The following is a 16400-nucleotide window of genomic DNA, read 5'->3' as shown; positions in this document are numbered from 1 at the left end:
ATCGGCTGCGCGTCGAAATCGGCGGGTTAGCTGCGGGCGGGGGAGGTCGGAACCACGATGAGGGGAACCGGCAGGGCGTGCAGCATCCGGTGCGCGGTGATGCCGAGGAAGATCGTGCGCGGCGCGGCCAACCGGCTGGAGCCGACGAAGGCGAGTTCGTCCGGGCGCCAGTCGAGCGCCTCGACGGCGTCCTCGACGCTCTTGCCGGTGCCGACCTCCGTGGTGATGATGCCGTGGCTGGTCGAGTGCCGCTCGTAGTAGGCGAGCACGGCGTCGAGGTGGGCGGTGCTGCCGGCGGCGGTCGGCGAGTGCTTCTCCCTGGCCGCGTCGACCTCCACCAGGGTCACGAAGCGCAGTTCAATGCCCAGGCCGTCGGTGAACGCAACCAGGGAGTCGAGCAGGGTCTCCCAGCCCGGCCGGGTGCCGATGGCGCAGGTGATGCGGGTCAACTGGGCGGGGGCGTGGTAGCCGTGTGGCGCGAGCGCCACGGGCACCGGCGAGGCGTGCAGCAGCGCATTGGCGACGCTGCCGATGGTGAACCTGTTGAACAGACCACCACGGGCGGCGCCCACCACGATCCGGTCGGAGTCGAGGTCCGCGGCGGCCTGGATCAATCCCTCAGAGGTGGAGTCGGCCCAGAGCATGTGCGTCGTGGCCGTGATGTCAGCCGGTACCCAGCCGGCGGCCTGGTCGAGCCACTTCTTGGCCTGGTCCGCCAGGAGAACCTCGAAGTCGCCGCTGGCGGCGTGGATCTTCGCGGGAGCGGCGGTGAGGCGCTGCAGCACCAGGCAGATGCGCAGTTCGGCCGCCGTGATCCTGGCCATTGCGATGCCCAGCTCGAGGGCCTCGCGGCCCTGGGCGGTGGCTTCGTAGGCCACCACGTAGTTCGCTACTCGGGTCACGCTGTTCTCCTCGGTTCCGTGCCGGCGGCATCCGGCTCGTGGTCGTGTCCGGCATGGTCCATGCCGGGGGCGCAGTGCAGGGCGCTCGGCTCCACATCGAGCGACGGGTTGCGGTCGAAAAAGCCCACCGGCTTGAGCCAGAACGACACGATGTCGGCCGACATCACCGGCCATTCCTCCGGCCGGGTGATGTGGTGGATGCCGAAGGTGTACCAGAGCACCAGGTCGGTGTCACGTACGTTGCGGCCGGCCGTGATCCACTCGGGCAGGCCGTGGTCGACGCCGCTCTGGTTCACGAACTCGCCGCACGGCCAGCGCTGGGAATCGTCGTTGGGGGTGACCCACACGGTGTGGCCGATCACCTGGGCACGCTGCAGCGCGGGCGCGGTGGGCGAGAAGAACGACGGGATGGCGCCGCCAGGCACGAGCTTGTACGACACCGGGGTGCCGAGACCGTTCCTGGTCTGTTCGTTGACCACCTTCCACGCCCGCTGGGTGTTCCAGTCGAAGTCATCGAAGCCTTCGGTCTCGATCGGGGTGTTCTGCTGCGTGATCGCCAGCCCGAGCGGGTTCGCCGCGTCGATCGGTTCGATTCGGGTCTCACTGCGGTACACGGTGTTGGCCGGGCCGTCGATGTCGAGGTCCATCCGGGCCACGATGAAGTGCTGGTGGAACGGCGCGTAGGTGCGCTCGTCGACCAGGGTGCCGTTGGGGTGCGGCTGGCCGGGGTCGAGGCGGGTGACCACCATGATGCCGGTGGCGCGCACCTCGCATTCGATGTTGCCGTCCTGGTAGAACCGCCAGTAGACGAGGTATTCGTAGTTGGCCACGGTCACGTGGAACGACACCACCAGCCGGCGCATCCGCCGAACCTCGGCGCCGCCGTCGTGGTCGACGTGCTTCCAGAGCACGGCGTTGTCCTCCTCGTGGATGCAGAACGCGTTGGGGATCGTGTACGGCTCGCCGGCGCTGTTGTGCAGCACCGCGTCGAGGTAGCGGATCTCGCCCAGGCAGTCGCAGCCGAGCTCCAGCGAGGTGGTCATGAAGCCCAGGCCCCACTCGCCGATGTCGAACGCGGTGCGGCGGAAGTGGTCGACGCTCGGGTCGCGGTAGGGCACCACCATCTCGGCGAACGACAGCCGGTTGGCGATCGGGCGCTCCCGGCCGGCATCCGTGTAGGTCACCCGGTGCAGCGTCATGCCCTCGCGGTAGTTGAAGCCCACCCGCAGTGACCAGTTCTGCCATTGCACCCGGTTGCCGTCGACACTGAAGCTCGGGCCCTCCGGCTGCACGATGTCCAGCGGCTTCAACGGCGGTCGGGTGCTGGCGGTGCGGATGCGCTCCGGCACCAGGTGCGGAACGTACTCGCCCATCCCGTTCGGCGGGTCGACGGTGAAGCTGTCCTCGATTTCGAGCAGGTTCATGGTGTTCACGTCGATCACGAAGTGCAGCCCGCTCACCGGCCCCGCATAGGGGTTGGCTCCGGCCTGGGCGCGCACCCACACATCCGCCCACCCCAGGCGGAGCCCCCGGTAGACGTCGGGGATCACGGCGTCGCCGTAGGTCCAGGTGTCGATGAACACGTTGTCGAGGTCGGTGATGCCGCGCTTGGCCAGCGCCTCGATGACCTCCGGATGCGCCCGCAGCGCGGCGTCGGCTTCCTCCCACTCGTCCACGGTGAAGTTCGCCTGCACACCCGCCACCTGCCCCCACTCGAGCAGAGTGTCGGTGTCCAGGGAGACCACGGCCACCCAGGTGCGGTTCTCGGCGCGGTGCAGCACCACCAGACGGGCGCGGCGCTCGGGGGCCACCCCGGTCGACTCGAATTCGGCCAGGGCGGCCTTGGCCGGCTCGACCAGTTCGATCGAGGCGAACCGCCACCCCTCACCAACGCCGTGCTCGCGGGCGAGCACGGCCGCCGCCTGGGTGAATTCGGGGCCGGTCAGGGGGTCGAGGGGATGAAAGGTCATCGGGTTCCCGTTCTGTCGATGTGAGCGAGCTATTCGAGCGAGCTCATCACGTGCTTGATGCGCGTGTAGTCCTCGACGCCGTACATGGAGAGGTCCTTGCCGTAGCCGGAATACTTGAAGCCGCCGTGCGGCATCTCGGCGGTGAGCAGGATGTGCGTGTTGATCCAGACGGCCCCGAAGTCCAGGTCCCTGGACACCCTGAGGGCGCGGGCGTGATCCCGGGTCCAGACGCTCGAGGCCAGGGCGTAACGCACGTCGTTGGCCATGGAGACGGCCTCCTCCTCGGTGCCGAAACTCTGCACGGTGATCACCGGGCCGAACGTCTCGTCCTGCACGATCGCATCCGTTTGACGCACCTGGGTGACCACGGTGGGCTCGAAGAAGAAGCCGGCCTCGCCCACCTGGTGGCCGCCGGTGCTGACCACCGCATGCGCCGGCAGGCCCTCAACCTTCTCGAGAACGTCGGTGAAGTGCCGCACATTGTTGAGCGGGCCGAAATAGTTCTCGGTGTCGTCGGCCGACCCCGTGGTGCGCAGCTCCGCCTCGGCCGTGAACGCCGACACGAATTCGTCGTGGATCGATTCGTGCACGAGCACCCGGGTGATGGCGGTGCAGTCCTGCCCGGCGTTGTAGAACGAGAAGTCGGCGATGGCCGAGGCGACCTTGGCCACGTCGACGTCGCCGAAGACCACCGCGGGGGCCTTGCCGCCGAGTTCGAGGTGGGCGCGCTTGAGGGTGTGTGCGGCACCGGAGGCCACGGCCATGCCGGCGCGGACGCTGCCGGTGATCGACACCAGTCCCGGTAGCGGGTGCTCCACGATGAACGCGCCGGTGGTGGCGTCGCCGAGCACGATGTTCATCACACCGTCCGGCAGGATGCCCTGGCTGATCCGGGCGAGTTCCAGGGTCGATTCCGGGGTGGTGTCGCTGGGCTTGAGCACCAGGGTGTTGCCCACGGCCAGGGCCGGGCCGATTTTCCAGATCGCCATCAGGAACGGGAAGTTCCACGGTGTGACCTGGCCGACCACGCCGATCGGCTCCCGGCGCACCCAGGAGGTCATCCCCTCGAGGTACTCGCCGGCCGACTTGCCGTCGAGCAGCCGGGCGGCGCCGGCGAAGAAGCGCAGCTGGTCGGCGCCGGCGGCCACCTCGTCGGCGGCGATCGTGGCGCGCGGCTGGCCGGTGTTGCGGTGCTGGGCCTCAACCAGGCGCTCACTGTTGGCCTCGACGGCGTCGGCGAGCAGCAGCAGGGCCCGCTGGCGTTCCCCGGGGGTGCGCCGGCTCCAGACCGGGAAGGCGGCCTTCGCGGCGCGCATGGCGACGTCGACGTCCTCTGCGGTGGAGATCGGAGCGCGCGCCACGATGTTCCCCGTGCTCGGATCGACGATATCCAGCAGCCCGACGCCCAGCGGTGTCACAAATTGGCCGTTGATGAAATTGGACAGTATCGGGGTGCTCACGGGACTCCTCTTCGATGAGTGGTCGTGCCTGGCGCCCGCGTCTGGACGGAGCGCCGTTTCTCGGCCAGTATGGCACCTGGCCGGGAGAAAAGGCACCCCTGGGCGTGACGGCGCTGCCGACGCCGAGGCCGGCCGTGGCCGCCCGCCGGTTGCAGGATCTTGCATGTCCGCATCCGCTCGGCCGCAGGCCTCGAAGATGCTGCGCCGTACGCGACTGTGACGCAGTGTTTCGTGCGGGGGTGTGCCGGGCCCGCGAAAAGGTGAGCATAGGTCCATGCCCAGACAGATTCGCTTCAACGCCTTCGACATGAACTGTGTCGCCCACCAGTCCTCCGGCCTCTGGCGCCACCCCGACGACCGGTCGCAGAGCTACACCGACCTTGCCTACTGGACCGAGCTGGCCAAGCTGCTCGAGAAGGGCCGTTTCGACGGCATCTTCCTCGCCGATGTTCTCGGTACCTACGACGTCTATGGCGACACCAACGAGGCGGCGATCCGCAACGGCGCCCAGATCCCCGTCGCTGACCCGCTCCTGGTCATTCCCGCAATGGCATATGTCACAGAGCACCTCGGTTTCGGCGTCACGGCCGGCACCGCGTACGAGCACCCGTACCCGTTCGCGCGCCGCATGTCCACGCTCGACCACCTCACCAAGGGCCGGGTCGGCTGGAACGTCGTCACCGGCTACCTGCCCTCCGCCGCCCGCAACATGGGCCAGGACGACCAGCTCGAGCACGACGACCGCTACGACTATGCCGACGAGTACCTCGAGGTGCTCTACAAGCTGTGGGAGGGCTCCTGGGAGGACGACGCCGTCGTGCGCGACACCGAGACCGGCGTCTTCACCGACCCGAGCAAAGTGCACTCCATCGGCCACTCCGGCAAGCACTTCCAGGTGCCCGGCATCCACCTCTCCGAGCCCAGCCCGCAGCGCTCGCCCGTGATCTACCAGGCCGGCGCGTCCAGCCGCGGTATCGCGTTCGCGGCCGGCAACGCCGAGGCGATCTTCGTGGCCGCGTCGACCAAGCACGTGCTCAAGGACACCGTCACCAAGCTGCGCGACGCCCTCGAGGCTGCCGGCCGGGACCGCTACAGCGCCAAGATCTACACGCTGCTCACGATCATCACCGACGAGACCAGCGAGAAGGCTGCGGCCAAGTACCTCGACTACCTCAGCTACGCCAGCGAAGAGGGCGCCCTGGTCTTCATGTCCGGCTGGATGGGCGTGGACCTGTCCGGCTACGCGCTGGACGAGCCGATCGGCAACGTCAAGAGCAACGCCATCCAGTCCACCGTGGCCAATTTCCAGGCCGCGAACCACGACGGCACGGAATGGACCGTGGGCGACATCGCCCGCGCCGGCGCGATCGGCGGACTCGGCCCGTTCATCGTGGGCTCCGGTGTGGAGATCGCCGACCAGCTCGAGGAATGGGCCGCCGAGACCGACGTGGACGGGTTCAACCTCGCCTACGCCATCACGCCCGGCACCTTCGAAGACGTGGTCACCTGGGTGGTGCCCGAGCTGCAGAAGCGCGGCGTGTACCCCACCGAGTATGCCGAGGGCACCCTGCGGCAGAAGCTGCACGGCCGCGGCGACCGCCTGCCCGACGAGCACCGCGGCGCGAACTACCGCGTCGGAGTGCCTGTTCAGGGATAGAGCCCCGATGATCAGCCTTGAACAGCTGACCGAGGTCTACGGCCATGGCGACGCGCAAACCGTGGTGCTCGACCGCCTCGACTTCAGCGTCGACGCCGGTATCCTGCTCCCTATCGACGCAAAATAGCCCCCACACGGCCGCCTTCGCGGGCTGTGCCAAGCACATTGGTTGCAGCTACAAGTAATTGCTGTATAGTTGTAGATGCAAGCAATGGACCAGCCATCACGACCGGGAGCCAAGCCATGAGCGTCGACCTGAACGAGCAGATCCTCAATGCCGACACGTCGATGGGCGCCGTGACGCTGCGGGTCGGAGACCTCGAGGCCATGTCGGACTATTACTCCGGCGCGTTCGCGATGGAGCCGCTCGAGGAGCAGAGCCGCGCCCGTGAGGTGCACCGCGTGCTCGGCCGCGGCAATACACCGCTCGTGCGGCTGATTCACACCCCCGACCTGCCCGGCGTCGACCCGCGCCAGGCCGGCCTGTTCCACACCGCGTTCCTCTTCGAGACTCCCGGTAGCCTCGCGGCCACGGTCTACCGCGCCGCGCAGGACCCGCGCAGCCACTTCATCGGCTCCAGCGACCACCTCGTGAGCGAGGCGTTCTACTTCACCGACCCGGAGGGCAACGGCGTCGAGCTGTACACCGACCGTGACCGCAGCACTTGGATCCACGACGGTGAGCAGATCCGGATGGCCACGGAGTACCTCGATCCCAATGCCTACCTGCAGAGCCACCTCGACCGGGTGCTGCTGGATGCCGGCGCTGCCCTTCCCGGCGTGGTCGGGCACGTGCACCTCCAGGTTGGTGACATCCCGACCGCTCGCGCGTTCTACGTCGACGCACTCGGATTCGCGGCCACCCAGGGCGGCTACCCTGGCGCGCTCTTCGCCTCGGCCGGCGGCTACCACCACCACATCGCCATGAACACCTGGAACAGCCGCGGTTCCGGCCCCCGCGCGGCGAGCCTCGGCCTCGGCGACGTGGCCGTCACCGTGCCCGCGGCCGCGGACCTGCAGGCCCTCACCGCGCGCCTGACGGCCCGGTCGATTCCGTTCGCCGGTGACGGGCGCTCGGTCTCGGTCGCCGATCCGTGGGGCACCCAGGTCACCGTCTCGCTGCCCGACCTCTCCACCGACGAACTGATCGCCCGATGAGCGCCCTGCTCGCCGACATCCGCTCGCCCACCTGGGCCGCCGACGCCACGGGCGCGAATCCGCGATTGCACGGACGACGGCGTACCTGCGGGAGCACTCCAGCCGGGTCGAACGGGTCTACCAGGGACTCGCCCACGGCATTGACGCGGCCGAGGCCGGCGACGTGCGGGACTTCCTCGCTCTCCACGCCAGCGGGGGAGCGCTGGTCAGCGACTCACGTGTGTCAGGAGATCGGTCGGAAAAGAGGACGCTCGGGCCGATCCCGTCCTAGTGAAGTCACTTTCTCCCATAAACCACGTGGGGGATCGCATAGGCAGCCCGGAGCGGGGATCGACGCGGCTGCGGGCAGGCGGCCGCGGTAGCGCATCCGCCGCCCGCGGTCTAAACTTGAGTCGAGTCCACTCAAGTATCGCGAAGGATGTGTGTACATGGCCAACATGCAGGGCGCCCCCGGAACCGACGAGAAGCAGAAGACCGCGCTGGAACAGTACGGCGTGAACCTCACCGAGATCGCCAAGAGCGGCAAACTCGACCCCGTGATCGGGCGTGACGCCGAGATCCGCCGGATCAGCCAGGTGCTCACCCGCCGCACCAAGAACAACCCGGTGCTCATCGGCGAACCCGGCGTGGGCAAGACCGCCGTGGTGGAGGGTCTGGCCCAGCGCATCGTGGCCGGCGACGTGGCCGACTCACTCAAGGACAAGCAACTCGTGGCACTCGACCTGGCCGCCCTCGTGGCCGGCGCCAAGTACCGCGGCGAGTTCGAGGAGCGCCTCAAGGCCGTGCTCAAGGAGATCAACGACGCCGACGGCCAGATCATCACCTTCGTCGACGAACTGCACACCCTGATGGGCGCCGGCGGCGGCGAAGGGTCCGTCGCCGCATCCAACATGCTCAAGCCCATGCTCGCCCGCGGCGAGCTGCGCCTGATCGGCGCCACCACCCTCAACGAGTACCGCGAGTTCATCGAGAAGGATGCCGCGCTCGAGCGCCGCTTCCAGCCCGTGCTCGTGGACGAACCCAGCGTCGAGGACACCGTCGCCATCCTCCGTGGGCTCAAGGAGCGCTACGAGGCGCACCACAAGGTCTCCATCGCGGATGCCGCGCTCGTGGCCGCCGCCGCGCTGTCGAACCGGTACATCACCGCCCGGCAACTGCCCGACAAGGCCATCGACCTCATCGACGAGGCCGCCAGCCGGCTGCGGATGGAGATCGACTCCTCACCGGTGGAGATCGACGAGCTGCGCCGCAGCGTGGACCGGCTCAAGCTCGAGGAACTGGCCCTGAAGAAGGAGAAGGACGACGCCTCCAAGGCGCGGCTGGAGAAACTTCGCGCCGACCTCTCCGAACGCCAGGAGAAACTCGGTGAGCTGCAGGCCCGCTGGGACAAGGAACGGTCCTCGCTGAACCGGGTCGGCGACCTGCGCAAGCGCCTGGACAGCGCCCGCAGCCAGGCCGAGGTGGCCGAGCGACGCGGCGACCTGGAGAAGGCCTCCCGGCTGCTCTACGGCGACATCCCCGTGATCGAACGGGAACTCGCCGAGGCCGAGCAGACCGAGCAGGAGGGCCCCCGGATGGTGAACGACCAGGTCACCGCCGAGGACATCGCCGCCGTCGTGGCCGCGTGGACCGGCATCCCGGTAGGCCGGCTGCTGCAGGGGGAGACCGAGAAGCTGCTGGGCCTCGAGAGGGAGCTCGGCCACCGTCTGATCGGCCAGAAGCGGGCCGTGCGTGCCGTGGCCGACGCCGTGCGCCGCTCGCGCGCGGGCATCTCCGACCCCGACCGGCCCACCGGCTCGTTCCTGTTCCTCGGCCCCACGGGCGTGGGCAAGACCGAGCTGGCCAAGGCGCTGGCCGAGTTCCTCTTCGACGACGAGAAGGCCATGGTGCGCATCGACATGAGCGAGTACGGCGAGAAATTCTCCGTCTCCCGCCTCGTCGGCGCGCCTCCCGGCTACATCGGCTACGAGCAGGGCGGCCAGCTCACCGAGGCCGTGCGCCGCCGGCCCTATTCGGTGATCCTCTTCGACGAGGTGGAGAAGGCGCACCCCGAGGTGTTCGACGTGCTGCTGCAGGTGCTCGACGACGGCCGGCTCACCGACGGCCAGGGCCGCACGGTCGACTTCCGCAACACCATCCTGGTGCTCACCTCCAACCTCGGCTCGCAGTACCTGGTCGACCCCACCCTCAGCTGGGAGGAGAAGGAGCAGGCCGTGCAGCTGATGGTGCGACAGGCGTTCAAACCCGAGTTCGTCAACCGGCTCGACGACATCGTGGTGTTCTCCGCGCTCTCCACCGACGACCTCGCGCAGATTGTGGAGCTCTACGTGGACCGGCTGCAACGCCGCCTGGGCGAACGCCGGCTCGAACTGGCGGTGACCCCGGATGCCCGCGCCTGGCTCGCCGAGCGCGGCTACGACCCGATCTACGGGGCCCGGCCGTTGCGGCGGCTGATGCAGACCGAGATCGACGACAAATTGGCCACGGCGCTGCTCGGCGGCACCATCCGTGACGGCGAAACGGTTCTGGTGGACCTCGACGAGCACGGCGACACGCTGACCGTCTCGGCCACCCCCATCGGGCACGCCTGACCCCATGGTGCGACAGGTGCCCGCAATGGGGGCCATTGTGGTGCGGACCTGCTTGAATTCAGGGGAGGGCCGGCAACTGAGCCTGTGACGCCTCACAGAACGTGAGGATCGTCGAGTGATGCAGCTACGCGAGGGACCCGCGCCGGTCCGTCCGCGGAGTATCCGGGAGTTCCCGTACTCCCAGATACCGTTCCTGGCCGGGGTGTCGGTGCTGCTGGGCTTCGTGCTCGCCGGGGCGCCGGACACTCTATTCGAGACCGGCTTCCAGGTGGGTCTCGGCCTGGCTGTCGTCGCCACCCTGGTGGGCATGTTCGTGCCTTGGCGACAGCACGGGCACCAGTGGCTGGTCGTCGTTCCGCTGCTCGACGTCGTGGTGGTCGCGTTCCTTCGTGACGGGGTGCGCGACATCTTCCCCGCCGTGGGGATGCTCATCGTGCTGCCCGTGCTCTGGCTGGCCTACGGCTTCGCCTGGTGGGCGCTCGGCCTGGCCCTGATCGGCGCGCTCTTCGTGAGCGCCTTCCCGCTGGTTCAGGCCGGCGCCTGGCCCGCCGACGCCGTCGGCTGGGGCTCGGTGCTGTTGCTGCCCATCTTCACCGGATTCATCGCCATCACCGCCCGCGTCGCCGCCAACGCCCTGCGCGCGCAGCAACGCGAACTGGTAATGGTGTCCGCCGAGCTCCGCGCGGCGCTGCTGGAGAGCACCGACCGGCAGGCCACCTTCGAAGCGGTGATGGAGACCGTGGATGCCGGCATCGAGCTGTACAACCCGCAGGGCGAGGTGATCCTCAGCAACGCGGCCGCCCGCGCGCTGGCCGTGCGCACCGACTCGGCCACAGGCTCGTACGGCCGGGATGCGTCGCTCGTGTTCGACGTGGACCGCACCACCCTGGTCGCCCTGGACGATCAGATCGCCGCGAGGGCCATGCGCGGCGACCTCGTCGCCGGGCGGGTGTACTGGGTCGGCGGCGATGACGACCAGAGCGCCATCATCGCCTCGTCCCGCGTGGTCGAACGGGAGTCCGGGTATCCGCTGGGCACCGTCGTGGTGGCCACCGACGTCACCCCGCTGGTGGAGGCCATCGCGGTGCGGGACGACTTCCTGGCCACGGTGTCGCACGAGCTGCGCACCCCGCTGACCTCGATCATCGGCTACCTCGGCCTGATCGACGCCGAGGAGCTCGGCATCACCATGGAGATCCGCGTGATCGAGCGCAACGCCGAGCGCCTCCTGTCGGTGATCGCCCAACTGCTCAGCGCCACCGACGGCCAGCCGCCGATCCGCCGGGTGGACTCCGACCTCGGCCAGATTCTGCGCGCGAGCCTGGACACCGCCCGGCCGCGCGCGCAGGCCGCCGGCATCACCATCAGCGCCTGCGACGACGCGGTCGTGCGCGCCGACATCGACCCGGTCGCGATCGAACAGGTCATCGACAACCTGCTCGCCAACGCCATCAAGTTCTCCCGTGAGCAGGGCACGGTCACCCTCAGCGTCGACCACGATGGTACGGATGCGGTGCTGCGGGTCTCCGACGACGGCATCGGACTCAGCGCCGAAGATCAACGTCAGGTCTTCGACAGGTTCTTCCGCGCCCGCAACTCCACCGAACTGGCCATCCCGGGGATGGGCCTGGGCCTGGGCATCGTGCGGTCCTTCGTGAAGGCGCATTCCGGCACCGTCGAGCTCACCAGCGCGCTGGGTGAGGGCACCACGGTGACGGTGCGGCTGCCCCTGCGCGTTCGCGACGAGGTCAGCGCCCGGTCCACGTCGCCATGGGGATGTCGGCCCGCGCAAAACAGGAAATAGTGCGCAAAAAAGGAGGGGATCCCCGAAAACGTCCTTGTGAAGTGACTTTGTCCTTTTTTGCTGACGTCGGGCGGCTGGGCCCGCACATCCGTCACCGGGCGGCGTGGCTGCCGGCCGTGTTCCTGCACCAGCGGGGTGACGTGGTGCCCACCACGCCGGGGTGCCGCTGGGCTGTGAGCACGGCGAGGTCCCGCGAATTTTGGGGGCAACGCTCACAGTCGGAGGAACGGCGTAGGCTTTTGGGATGCGTGCAACAGTAATTTACGGCGAGCGGGATATCCGACTCGATGAAGTACCCAACCCCGTCCTCTCCACCGGCGGTGACGCCATCGTGCGGGTCGTCGCGGCCTGCGTCTGCGGCTCAGACCTCTGGCCCTACCGCGGCGTGACCCCCACCGACGAACCGCACCGGATCGGCCACGAGTTCGTCGGCATCGTCGACGAAATCGGCCCCGACGTGCAGACCATCAAGGTGGGCGACTTCGTCATCGCCCCGTTCTACGACTGCGACAACACCTGCGTCAACTGTCAGAACGGCGTCAGCACCTCCTGCCTGAACGGCGGCTGGTGGGGCTCCGACGACAGCCTCGGCGGCTTCGCCGACGGCGCCCAGGGCGAGCGCGTGCGGGTTCCGCACGCCGACGGCTCCCTCGTCGCCACCCCTGTGCAGCCCACGGATGCCCAGGTTCCGGGCCTCCTCACTCTGGCCGATGTGATGGGAACCGGCCACCACGCCGCCGTCTCGGCCGGCGTCACCACCGGCAGCACCGTCGTGGTGGTCGGCGACGGGGCCGTGGGCCTCTGCGCGATCATCGCCGCCAAGCGGCTCGGCGCCTCCCGCATCGTGGCCATGTCCAGGCACGCGGACCGGCAGGCCGTGGCCCGCGAGTTCGGCGCCACCGACATCGTGGAGGAGCGCGGCGATGCGGGCGTTGAGCGCATCCACGAGATGTTCGACGGCGTCGGCGCGGACTGCGTGCTCGAGTGCGTCGGCACCGAGGAGTCGATGGACCAGGCGATCCGCTCGGCTCGCCCCGGCGGCATGGTCGGCTACGTCGGCGTGCCGAACGGCGGCGCCGAACTGCCGATCAAGGCCCTGTTCGGCCGGAACGTCGGCGTCAACGGCGGCGTCGCCTCCGTGCGCGCCTATGTGGAGGAGCTGCTGCCCGAGGTGCTCAGCGGGGCGATCAACCCCGGCCGGGTGTTCGACCTGCAGCTGCCTCTCACCGAGGTGGCCGAAGCGTACGCCGCCATGGACGAACGCCGCGCCATCAAGGTGCTGCTGCGCCCGTAGCCCGCACCCCTCACATGACGAACGCCCCCTCGCTCGAAGCGAGGGGGCGTTTGTGCGACACCTGGGATGCTCAGTCGTTGACGAGCAGGACCTCGGTGAGCGGCTTGCGGGTGCGCGGGGCGATCTCGCGCTCGAGCAGCTCCGGGGTGAGGTCGGCGGCATCGCCGAGCACACCGAGCACGGTCACGGTGACGGCATCCTGGTTGGCCTTGAGGCGGAACGCGTCGGCCAGGGCCTTGCGGTCGATGCCGCCGAGCTGGTGGGTGGCGAGGCCCTCGTGCTGCGCTTGGATGGTGAGGTGCGCGACGGCCTGGCCCAGGTCGTACTGGGCCCAGGGGTTGTCACCCTCGGCGATGTTGAGGATCAGCACCGACGCCTTGTCGGCCCAGGCCTGGTTGAAGCCCATCAGGTTGGAGTGGATCTTGCGGAAGCTCTCCGAACCGCGTCGGGCCACGATGAAGCGGGCCGGCTGGTTGTTGTTGCCGGACGGAGCCCAGCGGGCGGCCTCGAGCACGGTGGTGAGAGTGTCCTCGTCGATGACGGCGGTCGGATCGAAGCCGCGGGGGCTCCAACGCTCGGCCATCGCCGGCAGGATCGGTGCCGTGGTGTCGGCGGCGCGGCTGTGGGTGTCTGTGATGAGGGTCATGATGCCCGGCTTTCTCTCGTGCGTGATTCCGATATCGGGGCGGGGCATCATCGTCCCAGTCGGGTCAACGCAGAGCGCGCCGAGATATTCCATGCATCCACATATTTGAGGCGGGGGTGCTGCTCAGACGGCCGGTTCGAGGTTGTCGCGCACTTTGCGGCGCAAGACCTTGCCGATCAGCGAGCGGGGCAGGTCGTCGACCTCGACGATCTTGCGGGGCACCTTGTACGCGGAGATGCGGGTGCGGCAGTACTCCCGGAGCCCGGCCACGTCCAGGGTGGCGCCGGCGATGAGCACCACAGCGGCCACGACATCCTCGCCGCCGTGCTCACTCTTGAGGCCGACAACGGCGGCATCGGCCACGTCGGGGTGCGACAGCAGGGCCGCCTCCACCTCCGACGGCGACACGTTGAACCCGCCGGTGATGATCAGTTCCTTGATGCGGTCCACGATGGTGACGAAGCCATCCGGCGACACCGTGACGATGTCGCCGGTGCGCAGCCAGCCGTCCGGGAGCAGTGTCTGGGCGGTCTCGGTGGGGCGATCCCAGTAACCGGAGAAGACCTGCGGTCCGCGGATGAGCAGTTCGCCCTCCTCGTCGAAGCCTCGGTCGACCGACGGGTCCGCCGGGTCGACCACCCGGATCTCGGTGCTGGGGAACGGCACCCCCACGGTGCCGGGTCGGCGGCTCGGGCCCATCGGGTTGCCCACCGCGATGGGGGAGCATTCGGTCATACCGTAGCCCTCCACGAGCAGGCCCCCGGTGGCCCTCTCCCACAGCTCAACGGTGGTCAGGGGCAGGCTCATCGCCCCGGAGATGGCGTATTTGGTGCCGCGCAGGCTGATGTTCTTCCTGGCGGCGGCGGTGACGAGCCTGTCGTAGATGGGCGGGACCGCGGGCAGGAACGTGGGTGGGGTGCGCTTGACGGCGTTGAGCACCAGGCCCTCGTCGAACTTGGGGAACAGCACCAGGCGGGCACCGATCGACATTGCGACGGTGAGGCAGAGGGTGAGGCCGTAGGCGTGGAACATCGGCAGGACGCCGTAGAACACCTCATTGCCGCGCTCGAGGCCGGGCACCCAGGCCTCGCTCTGCTGGGCGTTGGCCTGCAGGTTGAAGTGGGTGAGGATGGCTCCCTTGGGCGAGCCGGTGGTGCCGCTGGTGTACTGCAGCACCGCGGTGTCGCCGAGCAGCGGGCGCGGATGCGCGGTGCGCAGCCGGCGGGAGCCCACCAGGGCGCTCCACTCGATGGCTTCCTTGAGCGGCTGGGCCACGGTGAGGGCGGCCCTGGCGGTGCGGGACTTGGAGATCGGCAGCCGCAGCGCCAACCGGGTGGCTAACGGCATCGACCGGGTGACGTCGACGGCAACGACAGTGTGCAGGCCCATATCGCGCGGGAAGTCACGCACCATGGAGTAGACCTTGTCCCAGACGATGGCGACGCTCGCGCCGTGGTCTTCGAACTGGTGGCGGAGTTCCCGTTCGGTGTACAGCGGGTTGTGCTCCACGACGATCGCGCCGAGGCGCAGCACCGCGTAGAACGCCACGATGTGCTGCGGGCAGTTCGGCAGCACCAGGGCGACCCGGTCACCGGGCTTGACGCCCAGGCGGCGCAGGCCGTTGGCCACCCGGGAGATCTCCTCGCCCAGCTGGCCGTAGGTCATGGTGCCGCCGAAGAAGTCCAACGCCACCAAGGCGCCGAACCGACGGGTGGAGCCCTCGATCATGTCGACGAGGGTCTCGGTCGGGTCCGCGATGGTGTTGGGCACGCCAGCGGCGTAGGAGCTCAACCAGGGCTTGGTCGTGAAGACGTTCATGCGCTGACCAGTTCCTTCTTCAGGGCGGCGACGAAGTCGTCGACGTCGTCGGTGGTCGTGTCGAAGCCGCACATCCAGCGCACCTCGCCGGTGGCCGGGTTCCAGTCGTAGAACCTGTAGAACTCGCGCACCTTGTCGGCGACGCCGGCGGGCAGCACGGCGAAGATGGCGTTGGCCTGGGTGGGCTGGCTGAACGAGAGTCCGGTCACCGAACCATCCGCCAAGCCCTCTTCGAGTGCGCCGCGCAGACGCGCGGCCATGGCGTTGGCGTGATCGGCGTTGCGCAGCCACAGGTCGCCGTCGAGCAGGGCGATCAGCTGCGCCGAAATGAACCGCATCTTCGACGAGAGTTGCATGTTGATCTTGCGCAGGTACTTCAGGCCGGTGGATGCGTCGGGGTTCAGTACCACGATGCACTCACCCAGCATCATGCCGTTCTTGGTGCCGCCGAAGCTGAGCATGTCGACGCCGGCGTCGCTGGTGAACTCGCGGAACGGTACTCCCAGGGCGGCTGCGGCGTTGGAGATGCGGGCGCCGTCCATGTGCAGCAGCATGCCCTTGGCGTGCGCGTGGTCGGCGATGGCGCGCACCTCGGCCGGGGTGTACAGGGTGCCCAGCTCGGTGGTCTGGGTGATCGACACGACCAGCGGCTGGGCGCGGTGCTCGTCGCCCCACCCCCAGGCCTCCTGGTCGATCAGGGCCGGGGTGAGCTTACCGTCGGGGGTCTCGACCGGCAGCAGCTTGAGCCCGCCGACCCGCTCTGGGGCGCCGCCCTCATCGGTGTTGATGTGCGCGGTGCTCGCGCAGACCACCGCTCCCCAGCGCGGCAACATCGATTGCAGGCCGGTGACGTTGGCGCCGGTGCCGTTGAACACCGGGTACGCCTGAACCCCCTCACCGAAGTGCCGCGCGAAAACCCGCTGCAGTTCCGCGGTGTAGACGTCGTCGCCGTAGGCGATCTGGTGGGCGCCATTGGCTCGCACGATGGCGTCGAGGATCTCCGGGTGAATGCCGGAGTAGTTGTCGGATGCGAAGCCGCGGGAAAGCAGGTCATGGAGGGAGGTCACCCCTCCATCTTGGCGTAAACCGCTGTAGCGAAT

11 protein-coding genes are annotated in these 16400 nt (G+C 68.6%); 5 read left to right on the top strand and 6 right to left on the bottom strand.

Features of this window, described 5'->3' with window-relative positions; genetic code table 11:
• Positions 1–26: 26 nt before the first annotated feature.
• The 3 genes from BJQ95_RS18205 to BJQ95_RS18195 are packed head-to-tail and all read right to left on the bottom strand — an operon-like array spanning position 27 to position 4332.
• Entirely contained in the window at positions 27–902 is an 876-nt protein-coding gene (locus tag BJQ95_RS18205; RefSeq protein ID WP_165385041.1) for a universal stress protein, read from the bottom strand.
• Positions 899–2872, bottom strand: a complete 1974-nt coding sequence (locus BJQ95_RS18200; RefSeq protein ID WP_370688351.1) for a primary-amine oxidase — start codon at positions 2870–2872, stop codon at positions 899–901. Before BJQ95_RS18200 ends, BJQ95_RS18205 begins: the two co-directional genes overlap by 4 nt.
• Before the next feature lie 29 nt (positions 2873–2901).
• On the bottom strand, positions 2902–4332 hold the full coding sequence (locus BJQ95_RS18195; protein ID WP_240694967.1) for a gamma-aminobutyraldehyde dehydrogenase: 1431 nt from the start codon (positions 4330–4332) through the stop codon (positions 2902–2904).
• A 274-nt stretch (positions 4333–4606) separates the two neighbouring features.
• Here BJQ95_RS18195 and BJQ95_RS18190 point away from each other — a divergent pair, with 274 nt between their 5' ends.
• The 5 genes from BJQ95_RS18190 (at position 4607) to BJQ95_RS18170 (ending at position 12836) form a co-directional block, all read left to right on the top strand.
• Positions 4607–5989: an LLM class flavin-dependent oxidoreductase gene (locus BJQ95_RS18190; protein WP_130179373.1), complete on the top strand. Its 1383-nt coding sequence runs from the start codon at positions 4607–4609 to the stop codon at positions 5987–5989.
• A 243-nt stretch (positions 5990–6232) separates the two neighbouring features.
• Positions 6233–7147: a VOC family protein gene (locus tag BJQ95_RS18185; protein ID WP_130179372.1), complete on the top strand. Its 915-nt coding sequence runs from the start codon at positions 6233–6235 to the stop codon at positions 7145–7147.
• 428 nt (positions 7148–7575) lie between these two features.
• Complete coding sequence (locus tag BJQ95_RS18180) at positions 7576–9738, top strand: ATP-dependent Clp protease ATP-binding subunit (protein ID WP_130179371.1); 2163 nt, start codon at positions 7576–7578, stop codon at positions 9736–9738.
• A 118-nt stretch (positions 9739–9856) separates the two neighbouring features.
• Entirely contained in the window at positions 9857–11542 is a 1686-nt protein-coding gene (locus BJQ95_RS18175; RefSeq protein WP_240694968.1) for a cell wall metabolism sensor histidine kinase WalK, read from the top strand.
• 244 nt (positions 11543–11786) lie between these two features.
• Positions 11787–12836 (top strand): zinc-dependent alcohol dehydrogenase family protein, encoded by a 1050-nt coding sequence (locus BJQ95_RS18170; RefSeq protein ID WP_130179369.1) that lies wholly within the window; start codon positions 11787–11789, stop codon positions 12834–12836.
• A gap of 70 nt (positions 12837–12906) precedes the next feature.
• Here BJQ95_RS18170 and BJQ95_RS18165 read toward each other — a convergent pair whose 3' ends face one another.
• From BJQ95_RS18165 to BJQ95_RS18155, 3 genes are all read right to left on the bottom strand, one after another.
• Positions 12907–13482, bottom strand: coding sequence for a nitroreductase family protein (locus BJQ95_RS18165; RefSeq protein WP_130179368.1), 576 nt, complete (start codon positions 13480–13482; stop codon positions 12907–12909).
• Positions 13483–13605: 123 nt separating this feature from the next.
• Positions 13606–15300, bottom strand: a complete 1695-nt coding sequence (locus BJQ95_RS18160; RefSeq protein ID WP_130179367.1) for a long-chain-fatty-acid--CoA ligase — start codon at positions 15298–15300, stop codon at positions 13606–13608.
• Positions 15297–16367 carry a low specificity L-threonine aldolase gene (locus BJQ95_RS18155; protein WP_130179366.1) on the bottom strand — a complete coding sequence of 357 codons (1071 nt, stop codon included), beginning with the start codon at positions 16365–16367 and terminating at the stop codon, positions 15297–15299. Before BJQ95_RS18155 ends, BJQ95_RS18160 begins: the two co-directional genes overlap by 4 nt.
• Positions 16368–16400 lie beyond the last annotated feature (33 nt).

The organism is Cryobacterium sp. SO1 (assembly GCF_004210215.2).
Lineage (GTDB): Bacteria > Actinomycetota > Actinomycetes > Actinomycetales > Microbacteriaceae > Cryobacterium.
Note: the sequence above shows the minus strand (reverse complement) of the source record. Positions and strands in the feature narration are given on the sequence as shown.